This is a genomic window from Cupriavidus necator A5-1 (assembly GCF_000744095.1).
Taxonomy (GTDB): Bacteria; Pseudomonadota; Gammaproteobacteria; order Burkholderiales; family Burkholderiaceae; genus Cupriavidus; species Cupriavidus necator_A.
In genome coordinates this window covers 2970000-2988603 of record NZ_JQLI01000008.1, presented here as the reverse complement: position 1 = coordinate 2988603, position 18604 = coordinate 2970000, and the positions used below count along the sequence as shown (strand labels likewise).

18 protein-coding genes are annotated in these 18604 nt (G+C 66.1%); 8 read left to right on the top strand and 10 right to left on the bottom strand.

What is annotated here, in order from left to right; genetic code table 11:
- Positions 1 to 314: 314 nt before the first annotated feature.
- The 6 genes from K307_RS37705 (at position 315) to K307_RS37680 (ending at position 7318) form a co-directional block, all read left to right on the top strand.
- The gene (locus K307_RS37705; RefSeq protein ID WP_042886183.1) at positions 315 to 1628 is read left to right on the top strand and encodes an aromatic ring-hydroxylating dioxygenase subunit alpha; all 1314 of its coding nucleotides are present in this window, start codon (positions 315 to 317) and stop codon (positions 1626 to 1628) included.
- Between the two features lie 83 nt (positions 1629 to 1711).
- The gene (locus tag K307_RS37700) at positions 1712 to 3148 is read left to right on the top strand and encodes a glutamine synthetase family protein (RefSeq protein ID WP_042886182.1); all 1437 of its coding nucleotides are present in this window, start codon (positions 1712 to 1714) and stop codon (positions 3146 to 3148) included.
- Between the two features lie 21 nt (positions 3149 to 3169).
- On the top strand, positions 3170 to 3493 hold the full coding sequence (locus tag K307_RS37695) for a 2Fe-2S iron-sulfur cluster-binding protein (protein WP_042886181.1): 324 nt from the start codon (positions 3170 to 3172) through the stop codon (positions 3491 to 3493).
- A gap of 3 nt (positions 3494 to 3496) precedes the next feature.
- A complete protein-coding gene (locus K307_RS37690; RefSeq protein WP_042886180.1) occupies positions 3497 to 4750 on the top strand; it encodes an NAD(P)/FAD-dependent oxidoreductase in 1254 nt (417 codons plus the stop codon).
- A gap of 94 nt (positions 4751 to 4844) precedes the next feature.
- Positions 4845 to 5573 carry a GntR family transcriptional regulator gene (locus tag K307_RS37685; protein WP_042886179.1) on the top strand — a complete coding sequence of 243 codons (729 nt, stop codon included), beginning with the start codon at positions 4845 to 4847 and terminating at the stop codon, positions 5571 to 5573.
- Positions 5574 to 5905: 332 nt separating this feature from the next.
- On the top strand, positions 5906 to 7318 hold the full coding sequence (locus tag K307_RS37680) for an MFS transporter (RefSeq protein WP_080745366.1): 1413 nt from the start codon (positions 5906 to 5908) through the stop codon (positions 7316 to 7318).
- A 107-nt stretch (positions 7319 to 7425) separates the two neighbouring features.
- Here K307_RS37680 and K307_RS37675 read toward each other — a convergent pair whose 3' ends face one another.
- Complete coding sequence (locus K307_RS37675; protein WP_042886178.1) at positions 7426 to 7815, bottom strand: hypothetical protein; 390 nt, start codon at positions 7813 to 7815, stop codon at positions 7426 to 7428.
- A gap of 362 nt (positions 7816 to 8177) precedes the next feature.
- On the opposite strand from K307_RS37675, the gene K307_RS37670 reads away from it, so the two are divergent.
- On the top strand, positions 8178 to 9095 hold the full coding sequence (locus K307_RS37670; RefSeq protein ID WP_042886177.1) for a YihY/virulence factor BrkB family protein: 918 nt from the start codon (positions 8178 to 8180) through the stop codon (positions 9093 to 9095).
- A gap of 70 nt (positions 9096 to 9165) precedes the next feature.
- Here K307_RS37670 and K307_RS37665 read toward each other — a convergent pair whose 3' ends face one another.
- From K307_RS37665 to K307_RS37625, 9 genes are read right to left on the bottom strand one after another with little or no spacing between them, the layout of a single operon-like run.
- Positions 9166 to 9519, bottom strand: a complete 354-nt coding sequence (locus tag K307_RS37665) for a RidA family protein (RefSeq protein ID WP_042886176.1) — start codon at positions 9517 to 9519, stop codon at positions 9166 to 9168.
- Between the two features lie 41 nt (positions 9520 to 9560).
- On the bottom strand, positions 9561 to 10700 hold the full coding sequence (locus tag K307_RS37660; RefSeq protein WP_042886175.1) for an NAD(P)/FAD-dependent oxidoreductase: 1140 nt from the start codon (positions 10698 to 10700) through the stop codon (positions 9561 to 9563).
- Between the two features lie 7 nt (positions 10701 to 10707).
- Positions 10708 to 12087, bottom strand: coding sequence for an NAD(P)/FAD-dependent oxidoreductase (locus K307_RS37655; RefSeq protein ID WP_042886174.1), 1380 nt, complete (start codon positions 12085 to 12087; stop codon positions 10708 to 10710).
- The gene (locus K307_RS37650) at positions 12080 to 12445 is read right to left on the bottom strand and encodes a (2Fe-2S)-binding protein (RefSeq protein ID WP_042886173.1); all 366 of its coding nucleotides are present in this window, start codon (positions 12443 to 12445) and stop codon (positions 12080 to 12082) included. The genes K307_RS37655 and K307_RS37650 overlap by 8 nt, the downstream gene beginning before the upstream one ends.
- The gene (locus K307_RS37645; protein ID WP_042886171.1) at positions 12435 to 13559 is read right to left on the bottom strand and encodes an NAD(P)/FAD-dependent oxidoreductase; all 1125 of its coding nucleotides are present in this window, start codon (positions 13557 to 13559) and stop codon (positions 12435 to 12437) included. The genes K307_RS37650 and K307_RS37645 overlap by 11 nt, the downstream gene beginning before the upstream one ends.
- 27 nt (positions 13560 to 13586) lie before the next feature.
- Positions 13587 to 14381 carry an ABC transporter permease gene (locus tag K307_RS37640; protein WP_042886170.1) on the bottom strand — a complete coding sequence of 265 codons (795 nt, stop codon included), beginning with the start codon at positions 14379 to 14381 and terminating at the stop codon, positions 13587 to 13589.
- Positions 14382 to 14393: 12 nt separating this feature from the next.
- On the bottom strand, positions 14394 to 15326 hold the full coding sequence (locus K307_RS37635; RefSeq protein WP_051975358.1) for an ABC transporter permease: 933 nt from the start codon (positions 15324 to 15326) through the stop codon (positions 14394 to 14396).
- Entirely contained in the window at positions 15319 to 16386 is a 1068-nt protein-coding gene (locus tag K307_RS37630; protein ID WP_042887944.1) for an ABC transporter ATP-binding protein, read from the bottom strand. The genes K307_RS37635 and K307_RS37630 overlap by 8 nt, the downstream gene beginning before the upstream one ends.
- A 49-nt stretch (positions 16387 to 16435) precedes the next feature.
- A complete protein-coding gene (locus K307_RS37625) occupies positions 16436 to 17467 on the bottom strand; it encodes an ABC transporter substrate-binding protein (RefSeq protein ID WP_042886169.1) in 1032 nt (343 codons plus the stop codon).
- 188 nt (positions 17468 to 17655) lie between these two features.
- Here K307_RS37625 and K307_RS37620 point away from each other — a divergent pair, with 188 nt between their 5' ends.
- Complete coding sequence (locus tag K307_RS37620; protein ID WP_042886168.1) at positions 17656 to 18564, top strand: LysR substrate-binding domain-containing protein; 909 nt, start codon at positions 17656 to 17658, stop codon at positions 18562 to 18564.
- The last annotated feature ends 40 nt before the right edge of the window (positions 18565 to 18604 follow it).

The following is an 18604-nucleotide window of genomic DNA, read 5'->3' as shown; positions in this document are numbered from 1 at the left end:
CATGTTTGCCAGAGAAACGAAAATATGTGAGCCAATCGGCACGATCTAGCAATCGCAGGATCCCTGTTCCGATTGCGCGGGTAAACACCTAACTCTCCAAATTTGCTCTCGCTAGTATCCGAGAATGCTTAATAAAAACAATAGATTGGGTTGAATTCATGGTACGAGTGCGGAACAGGTTCCGTATGGGATTGCAAGCAGTGGCCAAAATCGGCCTTGCCCTCGTTGTATGCAGAAAATACTATGCTGCATACAACGATGCTGCATGCAGCAAAAACCAACCCAGGAACCACCCAGCAGGAGATGCCCCCATCATGATGTCCAAGGAACAGAACGAACTCATCACCCGCGTCGGCGCAGATACCCCAGCCGGCAAGCTGTTGCGGCAATACTGGCAACCCGTTGCGCTGACAGACGAGTTCGAAGGTGAGCGCCCGGTGCGCGCCGTGCGCCTGATGGGCCAGGACTTCGTCGTGTTCCGCGACGAGCATGGCCAGTACGCGATGCTGGATCGTGATTGCCCCCATCGCGGTGCGGACCTGAGCTTCGGCCGGCTGGAGGACGGCGGCCTGCGCTGCCCGTTCCACGGCTGGCTGTTCGACCGTACCGGCACGTGCCTGGAAACGCCCGCGGAACCCGTCGGCAGCAAGCTGTGCCAGCGCATCCGCCAGAACGCCTATCCCATCGTCGAGCGCAGCGGCGTGCTGTTTGCCTTTATCGGCGAAGGCGAGCCGCCGGCATTCCCGGCCTTTGACTGCTTTATCGCCCCTGACCAGTACACCTTCGCCTTCAAGGGCTTGCTCGAGTGCAACTGGCTGCAGGCACTGGAGGTCGGCATCGATCCGGCGCACGCTTCCTTCCTGCACCGGTTCTTCGAGGATGAAGACGTCGCGGAAAGCTACGGCAAGCAGTTTCGCGGCGCGTCGGCCGATTCCGGCATGCCGATCACGAAGGTGCTGCGTGAATTCGACTGCCCGGAAATCCGCATCGCGCCGACCGACTACGGCATGCGGCTGACCGCCTTGCGCGAACTCGGCGACGGCCAGCAGCATGTGCGCGTGACCAACGTCGTGTTTCCGCAGGCGTTCATTATCCCGATGAGCGCGGAGATGACGATCGCGCAATGGCATGTGCCGGTCGACGACACCAGTTGCTACTGGTACGCCATCTTCACCAGCTTCACCGCGCCGGTCGACAAGCAGCAGATGCGCGACCAGCGCCTGGCGCTGTACGAGCTGCCCGACTACCGGCCGCGGCTGAACAAGCGCAACCACTATGGATTCAATCCCTACGAGCAGCGCACGCAGACCTATACGGGCATGGGCCACGACATCAACGTCCATGACCAATGGGCGGTGGAATCGCAGGGCGCGATCCAGGACCGCACCCGCGAGCACCTGGGCACCACCGACAAGGGCATCATCGCCTACCGCAAGCAGCTGGTCGCGGCAATCGAGGCAAACCAGCGCGGCGAGCGGGCGCTGATGATGGTGGATGCGCAGCAGGCCAGCACGCTGACCGGGCCGGCATCGATTGACGGGGTCAGCGTGGAGCAGTCGCCCGACGACTACTGGGTCGGGGCCGATGCCAAGCGCCGGGCCGAATCGGAATGGGCGTCGCGCGGCTGACGCGTACGCATCGAGACCCAGGATCACGACTAACTAACCGAGGCGGCTCCACCGCGTTGCATGATGCGGCGAGCCGGACCCATATGGCGCTTGTAGAACAATTCGGCCTCTGGTCCGATACCCATGCCCGTGCCGCTGACGACGTTGCGCGTCAGCTCGCCGGGGGAGACATCGACGTGGTGCGCTTTTCCTTCCCGGACCAACATGGCGTGCTGCGCGGCAAGACGCTGGTCGCGTCGGAGGCGATCAAGGCGTTGCGCGGCGGCGTCAACGTGACCACCACGCTGTTCGCCAAGGACACTTCGCACCGGACGGTGTTCCCCGTATTCAGTTCGGGCGGCGGCTTCGACATGCCTGGCATGCAGGGCGGGGCGGACGTCACGCTGGTGCCCGATCCCACCACCTTCCGCGTGCTGCCCTGGTCGCCGCGCACCGGCTGGCTGCTGTGCGACCCGTATTTCCAGGATGGCGGGGCGGTTCCCTTTGCCACCCGCCGCATCCTGCGCAACGCGGAGGAGCGCCTCGCGGCAGCGGGATACCAGCTCGTCACCGGACTCGAAGTCGAGTTCCATGTGTTCCGCCTGCTGCGCGAACACATGACGCCGGACGATGCCGGCCAGCCGGGCGAGCCGCCCGAGGTCGAGTTGTTGTCGCACGGCTACCAGTTCCTGACCGAGCTGCGCTATGACGCCACCGAGGAAGTGATCGAGCTGATCCGCAAGAACGTGCAGCAGCTCGGCCTGCCGGTGCGGTCGCTGGAAATCGAGTTCGGTCCCAGCCAGTTCGAATTCACCTTCGCGCCGGCGACGCCGGTTGCCACCGCGGACGCGATGGTGTTGTTCCGCAGCGCCGTCAAGCAGGTGTGCAAGCGGCATGGCTACCACGCGACGTTCATGTGCCGCCCGAAGATCCGCAACGTGGTGTCGAGCGGGTGGCACCTGCACCAGTCGCTGAAGCGGCTGGACAACGGCGCGAATGCGATGATGCCGGACGAGGCCGGGCAAGACCTGTCCGCGACCGGGCGTCATTACCTGGCCGGCCTGCTGCAGCACGCCTGCGCGGCGACCGCGTTCTCCACGCCGACCATCAATGGTTACAAGCGCTTCCGCGCCTATTCGCTGGCGCCCGACCGCGCGATCTGGGCGCGCGACAACCGCGGCGCGATGCTGCGGGTGCTGGGCGGCGCGGGCGATGCGGCCACGCGCATCGAAAACCGTGTCGGCGAACCCGCGGCAAATCCCTATCTCTATCTCGCGTCGCAGGCTATCTCGGGGCTGGACGGCATCCAGCGACGCCTGGATCCCGGACCGTCCGCCGATTCGCCGTACGAGACCCCCGCACCCCATCTGCCCAGGACGCTCGACGAGGCGCTGGCCTGCCTGAAAGAAGACGATGTCCTGCGTGAAGGCATGGGCAGTGGCTTTGTCGACTACTTCTGCCATATCAAGCAGGCCGAGATCGCGCGCTTCAATCTTGAGGTGAGCGACTGGGAGCAGCGCGAGTACTTCGACACGTTTTAACGGAACTGCAGTGAGGATGTCATGCCGACGATTACCTATGTCCTGAAAGACGGCAGCCGCAAGGAAGTGGCTTCGGCCAGCGGCAAGACGCTGATGGAAGTCGCGATTGCCAACAATGTCCGCGGGATCGATGCGGAGTGCGGCGGGTGCTGTTCCTGCGCGACCTGCCATGTCTATATCGACGCGTCCTGGGCCGACCGCATGCCGGCGCCCGATGAAATGGAAGACGAGCTGCTCGAGGGCGTGGCGGCCGAACGCCAGCCGGCCAGCCGGCTCAGCTGCCAGATCGTCGTGACCGACGCGCTCGACGGCCTGGTCGTGCGCGTCCCGGAAAAGCAGGGGTAGACCATGGCCGATCTCGTCATTATCGGGGCCTCGTACGCGGGCACCCAGCTGGCGCTGGCCGCGCGCGCCAACGGCTTCCAGGGCAGCATCACCATGATCGGCGACGAGCCGCATGCGCCGTACCAGCGGCCGCCGCTGTCCAAGGGCTTCCTGAGCGACGCGGTGGATGCCTCGAGCCTGCCGCTGCAGTCGCCGGAACGGTTCAGGGAAGAGAGGATCACGCTGCGGACCGGGGTCTCGGCACGCCGCATCGACCGCCAGGCGCGCACGGTGTCATTGTCCGACGGCGCTCAGCTACGCTACGACCACCTGGCCCTGACCACTGGGGCGCGCTGCCGGCGCCTGCCGTGCGAGGGAGCGGAACTGCGCCACGTCTACTACCTGCGCGACCTCGCGGATGCGTGCGACATCAAGGCGCGTGCGCGGGAGGCCAGTAAGGCCGTGGTAGTGGGCGGCGGCTTTATCGGGCTGGAGGTGGCCGCGTCGTTGCGCACGCTCGGCCTCGATGTGACCGTGGTCGAGTTGCAGGAGCGGTTGCTGCAGCGCGCGGTGCCGGCGCTGATCTCGACCTTCCTGCAGGCAGCGCATCAGCAGCAAGGGGTGCGCTTTCGCCTGGAGACCCGTATCCGGCGCCTGCTCGGCGACGAGGTGGTCACGGGGGTGGAGCTCGAGACCGGCGAGATCATTGCGGCGGATATGGTGATCGCCGGCCTGGGCGTCGTGCCGAATGTGGAGCTCGCCGAGGACTGTGGCCTGGCGGTGGACAACGGCATCGTGGTCGACCGGTTCGCGCGTACCAGCGATCCCGCCATCGTCGCCGCCGGCGATTGCGCGTCTTATCCGAACCCGTGGATGCCAGCGCAGGCGCACGAAGCAGGCGCGGGGGACGCGGGCCGCTGCGTCCGCATCGAGTCGATCCAGAGCGCGAACGACCTGGCCAGGGTGGCCGGCGCGACGATTGCGGATCGCCCGGCGCCCTATGAGGCGGTGCCGTGGTTCTGGTCCGACCAGTATGGCTACAAGCTTCAGATGGCCGGTTTCTCGGCGGGCCATGACGAGGCGGTGATGCGCGGCGATATGGCGGCGGGACGCTTTACGTCCGTGTACCTGAAGCACGGCATCGTCGTCGGCGCGGATTCGGTCAATCGCCCGCAGGACCACATGGCGGCGCGGCGCCTGATTGCCGCCAGGGTGCGCCCCGATCCCGATGCGCTGGCTGATGAATCCGTCGCACTGAAGACCCTGATACCGGCGTAAGGCGACGCTGGCCTGGTGTACCATGACGCATATGTATGCAGCCCGGCCAACCTCGTATGCAGGCGGGCCGTGGCCACCACTTGACGAGGGTGTAATGGAATCCCACCAGACACGGGTTTTGGTGCAACTGCGCGACCTGATCCTGAAGGGTGAATTCGAACCGGGCGCCCGCCTGGCCGAGATCCCGCTGGCCGAGAAGCTCGGCGTCTCGCGCACGCCGGTCCGGCTTGCGCTCGCCGCGCTGGAGCAGGAAGGGCTGATCGAGCCGTCGCCGAGCAGCGGCTACATGATGCGCCGCTTCACGCCGCGGGAGATCCAGGATGCGATCGCGGTTCGCGGACACCTGGAGGGCATGGCCGCGCGGCTGGTGGCCGAGCATGGGCTGTCGCGGCAGCTCTCGCTGGACCTGCAGGACTGCCTGCGCGAAGGCGACCGGGTCCTGACCAAGGCGCAGCTCGACTACGACGACTATGTCGCGTACAGCAATATGAACGATCGCTTTCACGCGCTGATCGTCGAGGGCAGCGGCAACAGTGCGCTGGCACGGGCCATCGAACTCAATAACCGGTTGCCATTCGCGGCGGCCAGCGCCATGTTGCCGATGCAGTCGGCGGTGGAGGAGGGCGGGCAATGGCTGGTCTATGCGCACCGGCAGCATCACAGCCTGTTCGACGCCATACGGCGCGGCGAAGGCGCGCGCGCGCAGGCGCTCGCGACGGAGCATGTCAACGTGGCACGCATGAATCTGGAGAGTGCGCTGGATCGGCCTGAACAGGCATCGCAGGTGATGCCTGCGATGCGGTTATTTGTTAGCGCGGCGTAGTGTCAGATCTGCACGCTGGCCATGCCGATTGGAAGCTTTGTAAGTAGTCTGGGGCCGCGGTCTATGCCGCGGCTCTTTTCATTTCCCGCTTGGGTGCTTCCTCTCCCGCTTGCAAGAGAGGGAGCAAACCGGCAGCGCTTAAAGAGCGATACCTGCAGAAAAGTGGGCCTCGCCGCGTACAAAACCTTCCCGGTTCCACTCGATAGACTGGTTTCCGCCGGCAATCCATCGCCGGCCATCAAGCGTCGACAGCAATGCCTTGTCGATCACGACCAAACCAGAGGGGCACGGACGACTGCCTGCCGCACGCCTCCGAACCGGAGACAACGCTCATGACGAGCTATTCATCCCCCGCTGGCGCGACCCCGTCGCCGCCCGGCGCGCACGCCGCCACCACTACCGAGATCGATGTCCAGGACTTCATCGACTCGCATAAATTCTCCGGCTTCCAGTGGATCATTTTGGTCCTCTGCTTCCTGATCCTCGCGGCCGATGGCTTCGACACCGCCGCCATCGGGTTTATCGCGCCGGCACTGGTCAAGCAATGGGGCGTCAGCAAGTCCGCGCTCGGCCCGGTCATGAGTGCCGCGCTGTTCGGGCTCGCTGCCGGCGCACTGCTGGCGGGGCCGCTTGCCGACAGGATCGGCAGGAAGATCGTGCTGGTCGTCTCGATCCTGTGGTTCGGCGGATGGAGCCTGGCGTCGGCCACCGCCGGGTCGATCGAGGCGCTGACGGTGATGCGTTTCCTGACGGGCATCGGCCTTGGGGCAGCGATGCCAAATGCCGTCACGCTGATGTCCGAGTACTCGCCGGCGAAGCGGCGCGGGCTGGCGGTCAACACCATGTTCTGCGGCTTTACGCTGGGCGCATCCGCGGGCGGGTTTGTCGCGGCATGGCTGATCCCGGAGTATGGCTGGACGTCTGTGCTGGTGGTAGGTGGCGTTGCACCGTTGCTGCTCGCCATCGCCCTGGTGGCGATGCTTCCCGAATCGGTGCGCTTCATGGTGACGCATCACGCGCCGGCCGCCCGCATTGCGCAGGTGCTGGCGCGGATTGCGCCGGCACGACTGACCGGCGCGGAGACCTTTGTCGTCAGGGAGCAAGGCGAGAGCGTGCAGTGTTCGCCGCTGGGGCAGATCCTCTCGCACCGGTTCGCCTTGAGCTCGGTGATGCTGTGGGTCACGTATTTCATGGGCCTGCTGGTCTTCTACCTGCTGACCAGCTGGTTGCCGACCCTGATCACCGACACCGGTCTGCCAATCCAGAGCGCGGCGATCATTACGGCGCTGTTCCCGCTGGGTGGCTGCGTTGGCACCGTGGCAACGGGGTGGCTGATGGACCGGTCCAGTCCTTATCGCGTGGTGGCGCTTGCCTATGCCGTGGCGGGCGTGCTGATCTTCACGGTCGGCTATGGTGCCGGCAGCCTGGTGCTGCTGGGCGTGCTGGTCTTTGGCGCCGGCATCTGCATGAACGGTGCGCAGTCCTCCATGCCAACGCTGGCGGCGGCGTTCTACCCCACCAATTGCCGTGCCACCGGCGTGTCGTGGATGCTTGGCATGGGGCGTTTCGGGGGCATCAGCGGGGCACTGCTCGGCGCCCAGCTGGTCGGGCTCGGGTGGAGCTTTACGACAATCTTTGGATTGCTGGCGGTGCCTGCGTTGGTGGCGTCGCTGGCGCTGCTAGCTACGGGTGTCAGGAACCGCAATGCCGGGGGTACTTTGTCCGTGATCGAGGCGAAGGTCTGACCCGGTATGCGCGGGAGAGGGTGAGGCAGGCGCGCGATCCGCCCGCTGCGGACCGGCGCCGCGCTGCCGTTCAGGGACGCGCAGCGCGCGGGAAAGCTGTCAGAGGCTCAGGCGCCGTCGAGGAACGGGCTGCGCTGGCCCACACGGGTCCCGAGCGCATCGGGAGGCAGGGTCCGGTTGGCGGGGTCCAGCGACGGATCAGGGCTGCCGGCCAGCGCCGGGGCGCCCGGTGCGGGCGCCATGCCGGGCGCGGCTGCCTGGCCGGCAGGTTGCGCATAGGGGTCGCGCGCGGCGGGTACCGTTCCCTGGGCCATCGGCGCTGCCGCCGGCATGGCTTGCGTGGTCTGGGCGGATGGCGCCGGCTGGGTGGATTGCATCGGCTGAGTCATGGGCATCGGCTGGGCCGGCTGAAGGGGCTGGGCCTGCTGTGCGAACAGCGGGTAGGACGCGATCATCGCGCCAGCCATCAACAGGGATTTCGCCAGATGTTGCTTCATTCGTGTACCTCCTAGAGTGCCTACAGGCAAGGGAATAGCCACTTTAGCGCCGAGGCCCCTGACATTCTGTTTGATTTTGCAACGGTGATTTACGAGACTTGCCATCGACACCGGGGCGGGTTAGTTACGCGCGCGTGTTGTTGATTAGCGTCCGCAGCATTCGCCTCGGCTGCCATGGCAGATTGGCCATCCGGTGGCAGGCGCCAGTTGTAAAGGATGCAATCCATCAGGCACGGATGCGTGGGAAAAAAGCGCAGGGCGCCGCGTCTGCCCGCCGCCACTCCCGCCAGGACAGCGTTGCCAAGCCGGCGGGAACGAGAATTGCAAGAACGGGTCATTCAGTGTCCTCATTTCCCCGCGCGATGCCGTCCCTGTCCGCTATTGCGTCCTCACCTCGCCTCCTCTACGAACTGCTCCGGGACACGGTCAGTGCCTGGATCGACGACTACGCGCCCAGCATGGGCGCGGCCCTGGCTTACTACACCGTCTTTTCCATCGCGCCGCTGCTGCTGATCGTGATCTCGGTGGCAGGCGTGGTGTTCGGGGCCGAAGCCGCGCGCGGCGAGGTGGTGGCGCAGCTGCAGGGCCTGCTGGGGCCGGATGGGGCCAAGACCATCGAGACCATGTTGCTGGCAGTCAGCGAGCCGGCTGCCAGCACGCTGACCGCCGTGCTTGGCGTATTCGTCCTGCTGGTGGGCGCGACCACGGTATTCGCGGAGCTGCAGTCAGCGCTGGACCGGATCTGGCGCGTGCCGGAGCGCCGCAAGACCTCCGGCATCCTGGCGCTGCTGCGCGCGAGGTTGCTGTCCTTCGGCATGATCCTCGGCATCGGCTTCCTGCTGGTGGTGTCGCTGGTGCTGAGCGCGGCCATCTCGGCACTGAACCGGCTGTGGGGGCCGCTGTTTGGCTTGGAGGAGCTGATCGGGCACGTGCTCGATATGATCGTCAGCCTGGTTCTGATCACGCTGGTGTTCGCGATGATCTACAAGATCATGCCCCGCGTGAAAGTGCGATGGCCCGACGTGTGGCTGGGGGCAGGGGTGACGGCGCTGCTGTTTACGCTCGGGAAGTTCCTGATCGGCCTGTATATCGGCAAGAGCGGTGTGGCCAACGGGTATGGGGCAGCCGGGTCGCTGGTGGTGCTGCTGCTGTGGGTGTACTACTCCGCGCAGATATTCCTGCTGGGCGCGGAATTTACATGGCAGTACGCGCGGCGCTTCGGCTCGCGCCGGCACGAAGCGGCGGAGGAGCGGGCAAAGGCTGCCGAGGCGACGAACTGAAGGCGGCGCTGTCCGGTCACTCAACGCGGGACAGGCCGCTTCACGGGCCGCTATCGATATCGGATGGTCATCAGACCGCCGCAGTCACGATAATCTCGACCAGCAATTCCGGTCGGGCCAGCTTCGCTTCGCAGGTGGCGCGGGTCGGCAGGGCATCTTCCGGAATCCACGCTTCCCAGGCCGCGTTCATGCCGGCGAAATCGCTGTCGATGTCCTTGAGCCAGATCTGCGCGGACAGCAGTCTGGTCTTGTCGCTGCCGACGCTGGAGAGATAGCCCTCGATCTTGGCAAGAACGTCGCGGGTTTGCGTGCCGATATCGCCGGAGGTGTCACTTGCGGTGACGCCGGCTACGTAGACCACGCCGTTGTGCACGACGATGCGCGACAGGCGTTTGCTGGAATCGAAGCGCTGGATTTCGCTCATTGTGTATGTTCTCAAGGCTCAGGGTTGAACAAGAAAGATGGCTAGTCCCGCAACGCGCCTGCAACGGCGGCGCGGGGTCTGCTGAAGCGGTCGACGGCAAAGGCATCGATCGGCAATGTACTGCGTCCTTCGGTGACCAGCTCGGCAACGATCTGCCCGACGATTGGCCCCAGCTCGAAGCCATGTGCGGAAAACCCGAACGCGTGCACCACGCCCGGCGCCGTGCGGCTGGGACCGATGACCGGGATCTGGTCGGGCATGAAGGCCTCCACGCCGGCCCACGCGCGATTGATCCCGAGCGGGCCGAGATGCGGGAAGAGAGCGGTCACGGTCTGCGCGCTGGTGCCGAGTTTGAGCATGTCGACGTCACCGTGACGCGCCTCGATGTCCGCCGGACAGCGCAGGCCGCCGCCGATCAGTACCGTGCCGTTGGCAAACTGCTTGAACGAGAGCGCACGCCCGGTCGCGCCAAGGACGGGTTTGACGAACGGCGCGACACGATGGGTGATCATCAGCATCAGTCCGCCCGCCTCGACCGGCACCGGTTCGCCGATCTGCGCCGCGAACTCGCCTGCCCAGGCGCCGGCTGTGTTGACCAGCCGGGCTGCGCGGAAAACGCCGCGCGGCGTGTCCACCTGCCATTGGTTGCCCGTGTACGCCACGCGCTGTGCCGGCGTGGCTTCATGCACGCTCACGCCCGCGCGCTCGGCGGCCCTGCGGAAGGCGGTGACGGCACGATAGGGCAACGCATGGCCATCGTCTTGCACCCAGATTGCGCCCGTCACATGCGGCGCAATGGCGGGCACGAGTTCGCGCACGGTGTGCCCGTCAACGATGGTCTCGTGGGTGAAGCCGAGGGCCTCGAGGTCCTCCACGCGTTGGCGCAGGGCATCGAGTTCCGCGTCGGTCTCCGCCACTTTCAGCTGTCCGCTCGGCACGAAGTCCGCGTCGTCGCCGGTCAGCTCGTCGAGGCGGTGCCACAGCTCGCGCGAGGCCAATGCGAGCGGGATCTCGGCGACGTGCCGGCCCAGCGTGCGCACGCCCCCTGCATTGACGCCGGAGGCGTGCCGGCCGCAATACTCGGCTTCCAGCAGCGTGACACGCAGGCCCCGGCGAGCCAGGTGCAGCGCGCTGGAGGTACCCTGCAGCCCGCCGCCGATGACAATGACATCGGCCCCCATTGCGGTATCAGGCTTCACGGGCCAGCTCTCCAAGCGTGATCGGCCTGATGGGCGGACGGATGCGGTAGTAGCCGACTTCCTGCGGCGATACCTTGCGCGCGTCGGCGATGATCTCGGTCACGGTCAGTCCGCACTGGCGGCCCTGGCACGGACCCATGCCGCATCGTCCAAAAGACTTGGTCTGATTGGGGCCGCTGCAGCCGAGCTCTACAAAGCCGCGGATATCGCCAGCGGTCACTTCCTCGCAGCGGCAGACGACCACATCGTCAGCCGGCACGCGGTTTGCCGTCTTGGGGCGGTACAACGCATCGAGGAAAGGCCGGATCCTGAGGTTGGACCGAAGCGCCGCGCGTAGCGGCGCCGCCAGCCGGTCACGTTGCGCCACGTCGAGCTTGCCGACATTATGGGCCGCGGCAAGGCCGGCCAGCTCGCCCTGCAGGGCGGCAGCGACGGCGCCGCCGATACCGCCGCCGTCGCCTGCGACCGAAATGCCGGGGATGTCCAGCGAGCCCCATTCATCGACCACGGGTTGCCAGCAAAGCTGGGCTTCGTCCCAGCGATGCGCGGCGCGCAGGGCCCAGGTGAACTGGGTGTTCGGCACCACGCCCTGGTGCAGCAGCACGGCGCGCGTCTTGATGCGCTGGGCCTTGCCGCCGCTGGTGAAGCGCAATGCCTGCACGTCCGTCTCGCCTTCCACCTGCAGGGCGGTGGCGCCCTTGTAGAACGGCACGCCGCTGCGCTTGAGCGTTCGCATCAACGCCAGCCCTTTTTTCAGGTAGCGCCAGCCGGCGAGGGCGCCGCCCAGGTGCGCGAGCGCTCGCTGGTGGTCGGCGCCGTCGGTCGTATCGACGATCGCGCGGATCGGCACCCCGGCGCGAACGTACTGCCATCCCAGCAGGTAGAGCAGCGGCCCGCAGCCGGCCAGCACCACGGGTTCGGCGGGTACCACGTCGGCGCTCTTGAGCAGGATCTGCGCGGCGCCGGCGGTCAGTACGCCGGGCAGGGTCCAGCCTGGAATCGGGAAGGGGCGTTCCATGGCGCCCGTGCACAGGATGACCTGCCTTGCCTGCAGGCTGCCGACGCTGCCTCCGCGCAGGTAGTGAACGGTGTGCTCGCGGGTGACCTGCCAGATCGCCGCACCGGTGATATGCAGCGCGCCGCAGGCGGCGAACCGGTCGGCCAGCGCGCGCCCCGCGGCGTAGTCGGGGCCGAGTATGCGCAGGCGTTCCGGCGTGGCGCTCTGGATCGCGCGATAGATCTGTCCGCCGCAGGCATCCTGCTCGTCGAGCAGCGCCACGCGCGCGCCGTTTGCGGCGGCGGCCACCGCGGCAGCCATGCCGGCCGGGCCCGCGCCGATGATGGCGATATCGATTTCCATGTCAGCCATGCTCGACCTCCTCGGCGTGATCGATCTGCACGGGCGGCAACGGCAGCGTACGGGCACCATCCTGGGTGCGCACGCGCATCCCCTCGCGCACCGTGACCAGGCAGCTCTGTCGGCTGGGCTCGCCGTCGATTTCCATCAGGCATTCGAAGCACACGCCCATCATGCAGTACGGCGCGCGCGGTGCGCCGCTGACGGGGGAATTGCGGAAGCGCGTCACACCGCTGGCCAGCAGTGCCGCGGCGACGCTGCACTGTGCCGGCACGTGGAGCGGGGCGCCGTTGAATTCGATGGTGACCGTGGGCGTGCCGGCACTGCCTGCAGGCGGGGCGATCCGTTGGAACAAGCGCTCAGTGGGCATGATGGAAAGGCTGGTTGGCATTCAGGAAGCGGTCGCCCGCAAAGACGTCGAGGCCCGGTGGCTGCGCGCCGCCGGCCACCCACGGGGCGACCAGGAAGGCGTGCGCGGCCGCCAGCGTGACGCCGCTGTGGCAGGTCGTGACGAAAGCGCCCGGATGGCTGGCGCTCTCCTGGTAGATCGGAAAGCCGTCCGGGCTCATCACGCGCAACGCGCCCCAGGCGCGCACCAGCTTGAGCCCGGCGAGGGCCGGGAAGCTGCGCACGCCGCGTTGCGCGATGCTGGCGAGCACGTCGACGGTGGTGCCGTCGTCAAGGCCGACGTCCTCCATCGAATCGCCGAGCTGGATGGTGCCTTCGTCGGTCTGGCGGACATAGGTTGTGGGGAAGTCGAGGCAATGCGCGACGCGTTCGCCGATAAGAACTTGCCCGCGGTTCGGTGCCACCGGTGCATGCAGGCCCACCTGTTCTGCCAGCGCCCGATTGCCAAGGCCGGCGGCGAGCACGATGCGCGGCGCTGCAAAACGCGTATTGCCGGCGTGGACCGTAAAGCCGCCCGCTTCGGGCGTGATCCGCTGCGCGCCGTGCCGGCCAAGGATGCGCCCGCGGCGCTGGCAGGCGGTGTGCAGGGCGCGCAGCAGCTTCAGCGGATTGGTGTGCCCGTCCATCGGCGTGTAGCTGGCACCGATGACAGCGGGACCCACACCGGGCAGTCGTCGTGCGACGGCATGATGGTCGAGCATCTCGAACGGATAGTCGCCGCCCAAATCGTCCTGAATGCGCTGCAGGCGCTGCTGGCGTGCCGCCATTTCCTGCTCGGAGAAGCAGAGGTGAAACCCGCCTGGCTGCCTGAGCTGCACATCGATATTGGTTTCATCGCGCAAGGCATCGCGCAGCTGCGGCCAGAGCCGGGCCGAGCCCATGGTCCAGCGTGCATAGGGCGCCATGCCGAAGCCCTTGCCCTGCACCCAGACCAGGCCGAAATTGCCGCGCGAGGCACGGAAGGCATCGTCGCCCTCGTCGAGCACGGTTACGCGCGCGCCCTGGCGTGCCGCGCCATAGGCGATGGCGGTGCCTACCAGGCCGCCGCCGATCACGATCAGATCGCTTGTCGTCATGTCAATGGAAGTTGTCGGGAACGGCGCTCAGTGGCGGCCGATCAGCACGCGGTCAAGGCCCACGATGCGGTCGAGCAGCACCATCAACACCAGCGTGCCAACGATCAGCACGGTGGAAACCGAGGCCACCAGCGGGTCGATGGTCTGGGCGATCTGGTTGTACATCGCCACGGGCAGCGTAGTGGTGCCTGGCGTGGCCACGAACACCGTCATGGTCAGTTCGTCGAAGCTCTGGATAAAGGCGAGCATCCAGCCACCGGCGACGCCGGGCAGGATCAGCGGCAGCACCACGCGGCGGAACGCGGTGAAGCGGTTCGCGCCCAGTGACAGCGCGGCCCGTTCGGCATCGCGATCCAGCCCGGTGGCCGCAGCCAGGACCAGCCGCAACGCGTAGGGCATCACCACCACCACATGCGTCAGCGCAAGCCAGAAGAAGGATCCGGTCACGCCCAGCGTGGTGAAGAAGCGCAGGAACGCCACCCCGAGCACGACGTGCGGGATCATCAGCGGCGACAGGAAGAACCCCATCAGCGCACCCCGGCCGGGAAACCGGTGGCGCACCAGCGCCAGCGCCGCCGGCACCGCCAGTGCCACGGCGATGGTTGCGCTGACCAGCCCGAGCGTCAGCGACAGCCGGAACGCATCGACGATTTCGCGCGCATCCCCGATGGCGCGGAACCAGCGCAGCGACAGGCCGTCGGTCGGCATCGAGATATAGCCCTTGCCGGTAAAGGACACCGCGACCACTACCAGCAGCGGCGCGACCATGAAAGCGATAAAGAGGCTGTGGTATAGCAGCGAGACCAGTCCGTTCTTGCGCATGATGGCGACTCCTTACCCTTCAAACACCTGGCGGAAGCGGCGCTCCACCAGCCGGTTGCAGCCGACGATGACGATCACGTTGGCAATCAGCAGCAGCACGGCGATCGAGGCGCCCAGCGGCCAGTTCAACGTATTCAGGAATTCGTCGTAGGCGGCCGTGGCCACCACCTTCAGGCGGCGCCCGCCCAGGATCGCCGGCGTGGCGAAGGCCGAGGCCGAGAGCGCGAAGACGATGATGCTGCCCGACAGGATGCCCGGCATGATTTGCGGCAGCATCACGCGGCGGAACACGGTGAAGGGCGAGGCGCCAAAGGCCTGGCCGGCTTGCTCGACCTGGGGATCGAGCTTCTGCAGCGAGGCCCAGACCGAGATCACCATGAACGGCATCATCACGTGCGTCAGGGCGATGATCACGCCGGTCTGGGTGAAGACCAGCTTCACGGGTCCGTCCACGATGCCGAGCCATTGCAGCGCCTCGTTGATCAGCCCGTTGTTGCCCATCAGGATGGCCCACCCCAGCGTGCGCACCACCACCGAGATCAGCAGCGGCCCAAGAATCACGATCAGGAACAGGCCGCGCCAGGGGCTGCGCATCCGCGCCAGGATGATCGTCTCCGGCACACCGAACAGGATCGACAACAGTGTGACCGCCAGCGCCATGCCCGCCGTGCGCAGAAAGATCTCGTGGTAATAGCTGTCGCCGAGGATCTCCAGGTAGTTCGCTGCCGTCAGCTCAGCCAGCACGCCGCGCGTGCCGTCGAAGGCGTGCAAGGACAGCAACGCCGTCAGCGCCAGCGGGATCAGCAGCAAGCCACAGAACAGCAGCAGGGCAGGGGCCGACAGCAGCCACGGCGTGGCATTGGCGAGCGGCCTGCCGTTGGCAGGCGTGGAGCCAGTGGCGGCGACACCGCCGCCCGGCAGGTCCGGCGTGGCGGTATCAGCCATGGTGCGACTCCGTTGCCAGCACGCGCAGGTCGTGATCGGACCACAGCACGCTCACCGCCGCGCCTTCCGCCGGCGGCGCCTCGCCAAGGTTGGGCTGGCTCACGCGCAGGCGGCCCAGCGCGCTTTCCACTTCGAGCATCCAGTGGTTGCCGAGGAACAGCCGCGTCTGCACCGTCGCGGGAATGCCGCCGTCGCCGGCCTGGCCCAGGCGGATTTTTTCAGGACGCACATAGACATGCACGTCGCGTCCGACTTCGCGGCCCTCGTGCGGTACGTGCGCCAGCGTCTCACCCAGGCGTATCTCGCAACAACGTGGATTGGTGTTCTCGACCACGCCACGGATGCTGTTGGTCTTGCCGAGAAAGCCGGAGGCGAACGCCGATTGCGGCCGCTCGTACGCTTCGAAGGGCGTGGCCAGTTGCACGATGCGCCCGCCATGCATCACTGCAATACGGTCGCTCATGGTCATGGCCTCGACCTGGTCGTGCGTGACGAGGATCGTGGTGATGCCGAGATGCCGCTGGATCGCGCGCAGCTCGATATGCATGTCCTCGCGCAGCTTGGCATCGAGGTTGGACATCGGTTCATCGAGCAGCAGCACTTCCGGCCGGATGGCCAGCGCGCGGGCGATCGCCACGCGCTGGCGCTGGCCGCCGGACAGCTCCTTCGGATAGCGCTTGCCCAGGCCGCCAAGGCGCACGAGCTCCAGCGCCTCGTCGATGCGACGCGCGCGCTCGGCCGCTGCCACGCCGCGCATTTCCAGGCCGAAGCCGATGTTTCCCGCCACCGTCATATGGGGAAACAGCGCATAGCTCTGGAACACCACGCCCATGCCGCGCTTCTCCGGGCGCAGCGCGGTGATGTCGCGCCCGTCCAGCACGACGCGGCCGCGCGTCGGTTCGATGAATCCCGCGATCATCTGCAACGTCGTGGTCTTGCCGCAGCCCGAAGGCCCGAGCAGCGAAAGGAATTCTCCGCGCTGGACTTCGAGACTCAAGTTCTCGACGGCATAGGCGCTGCCGTAGGCCTTGGCGAGGCCGTTCAGTGTGAGGAAGCTCATGGTCATCCGGAGGCTGTCGTGTGGGGGGCGGTCTTGATGGGATGCCGTGCTAGCGTTCCACCGTGCGGTTCCAGCGATTGGTCCACTCGGCGCGCTTCTCGTTGACGAGGGTCCAGTTGGTGGGCAGCAGCTTGTCGATCTGCTCCTTGCCGTACGGCACCTTCGCCGCCACCTTCGGTTCGAGCTTGACCTTGCCGTTGATCGGACCCCAGCCCTGGCTGTCGGCCAGGATGGCCTGCACCTCGGGCGACAGCAGGTACTGGAGCAGTGCCTGCGATTGCTCGGGCACGTCGCTCTGTACCACCGGACAGGCTGCAGTCAGCAGTGCCGGGGCGCCTTCCTTCGGATAGACGAACTCAACTGGAAACCCCGTGTCCTTCAGGCTCTGCACGCGGCCGCTACCCCAGACCGCGAGGGTGATATCGCCGTTCTGGAACAGCTCCGTCATCTTGCCCGGCGACGGCTCCCATGCCAGCACATTGGGGCCAACCTCCCTGGTCAGCGCCGTGAAGCCGGGATCGATGTTCTGGTCGCTGCCCTTGCGCATCCTGGCGAACTGCATCAGCGTCTGCAGGCCGTAGGTATTGCTGATCGGCGGAATCGCGATCTTCTGGCGGTACTTCTTGTCGGTCAGCACTTCCCAGGAATCCGGCTTCGGCAGCCCGGCCTTTTTGAAGGCTTCTGCGTTGTAGGCGAGGCCGGTTGCCACCACGCCGATGCCCGTGGCCTTGTCGCCCATCTTCGCCAGCGGGTACAGGTCCTTGTAGACCGCGGCGTCCTTGATGGTGTCGCAGAAGCCGAACTGCATGGCCTGGTACATCGGGCCATCGTCGAGCAGCACCACGTCGAGTTCCTGCCTGGCCTTCTGCGCCTGCAGCTTCGCCAGCGTGTCGGTGGAATTGCCGGGCACATACACCACCTTGACCTTGTGCTTCGCCTCGAAGGGCGGAAGGATCTTCTCCTTGAACACCTTCTCGGTCGAGCCGCCGTAAGAGCCGACATACAGCGTGGGCTGCTGGGCCAGTGCGGCGGACGTGCCGCACAACGTGACAAGGGCTGCTGCCAGAACTTGTTGCTTCATGTTTTTCCTCCCTCCATGTGCACCATCTAAATGCAAACGATCACCAAATCCATGCATGCGGGTTATGGTTGCACCGCAACGAAAAATGACTGAAGACATGCGGCATCGGCATAGAGTAGGGCGATGTTTTGGCAGTGGAAAATTCTTTTTTTTGCGACGTCCATAACATCGTGCTATAGAATTGCCGCATGAAAATCCGCCAGCTCGAAGCCTTCCGAGCCGTAATGCTTTGCCAGACGGTCACGCGCGCCGCCGAGATGCTGCATATCTCGCAGCCGGCCACGACGCGGCTGATTGCCGATCTGGAAGAGGGCGTCGGGTTTACCCTGTTTGAACGGATGCGTGGCCGGCTTCACCCGACGGCCGAGGCGCAGGCGTTGTTCGAGGAAGTGCAGCGCTCGCTGGTTGGCATCGACCGCATCGCCCAGACCGCGCTGGAGATCCGCGACATGCAGCGCGGGTCATTGCAGATCGCGGCAGCGCCCGCGCTGGCCCTGTCGTTCCTGCCGCGGGCCATCGCGGCATTCATGCAGGAACACACGCAGACGCAGATCACCTTGCTCGCGCATTCGTCGCGCACGGTGGTAAACATGGTGTCGGAGCAGCGTTGCGACGTGGGCTTCGCCATCCTGTCGATGAACCACCCCAGCACCCACGGCGAGCGGCTGATCACCACGCGGATGGTCTGCGCATTGCCGGTCGGGCATCGGTTATCCGGCCAGGAGGTGATCACGCCGCATGACCTGGCGGGCGAGAGTTTTGTGTCGCACCCGCGGGTGCTGGATTCGCGCCTGCAGATTGACGCGCTGTTTGCGTCCTACGGGATCGAGCGCAAGCTGCAGGTGGAAACGCAGGTGTCGTGGAGCATCTGCGCGTTTGTGGAGGCGGGGCTGGGGGTGGCGCTGATCGATCCGATTACGGCGCTGGACTATCAGGGCAAGGGCGTCTGCTTCCGGATGTTTGAACCGCTGCTGACGACGGACTTTTCAGTCCTGTTCTCGGCGCAGCGGCTCCCTTCGATCCTGCTGAAGTCCTTTGTTACCCATACGCGCGAATTTGCTGTAGCGCAGCTGGATCCGCGGCTTGTGGTGAGTTGAGGTCCCTTCGCGACGAACGGGCGATGGGCCGCATGAACAT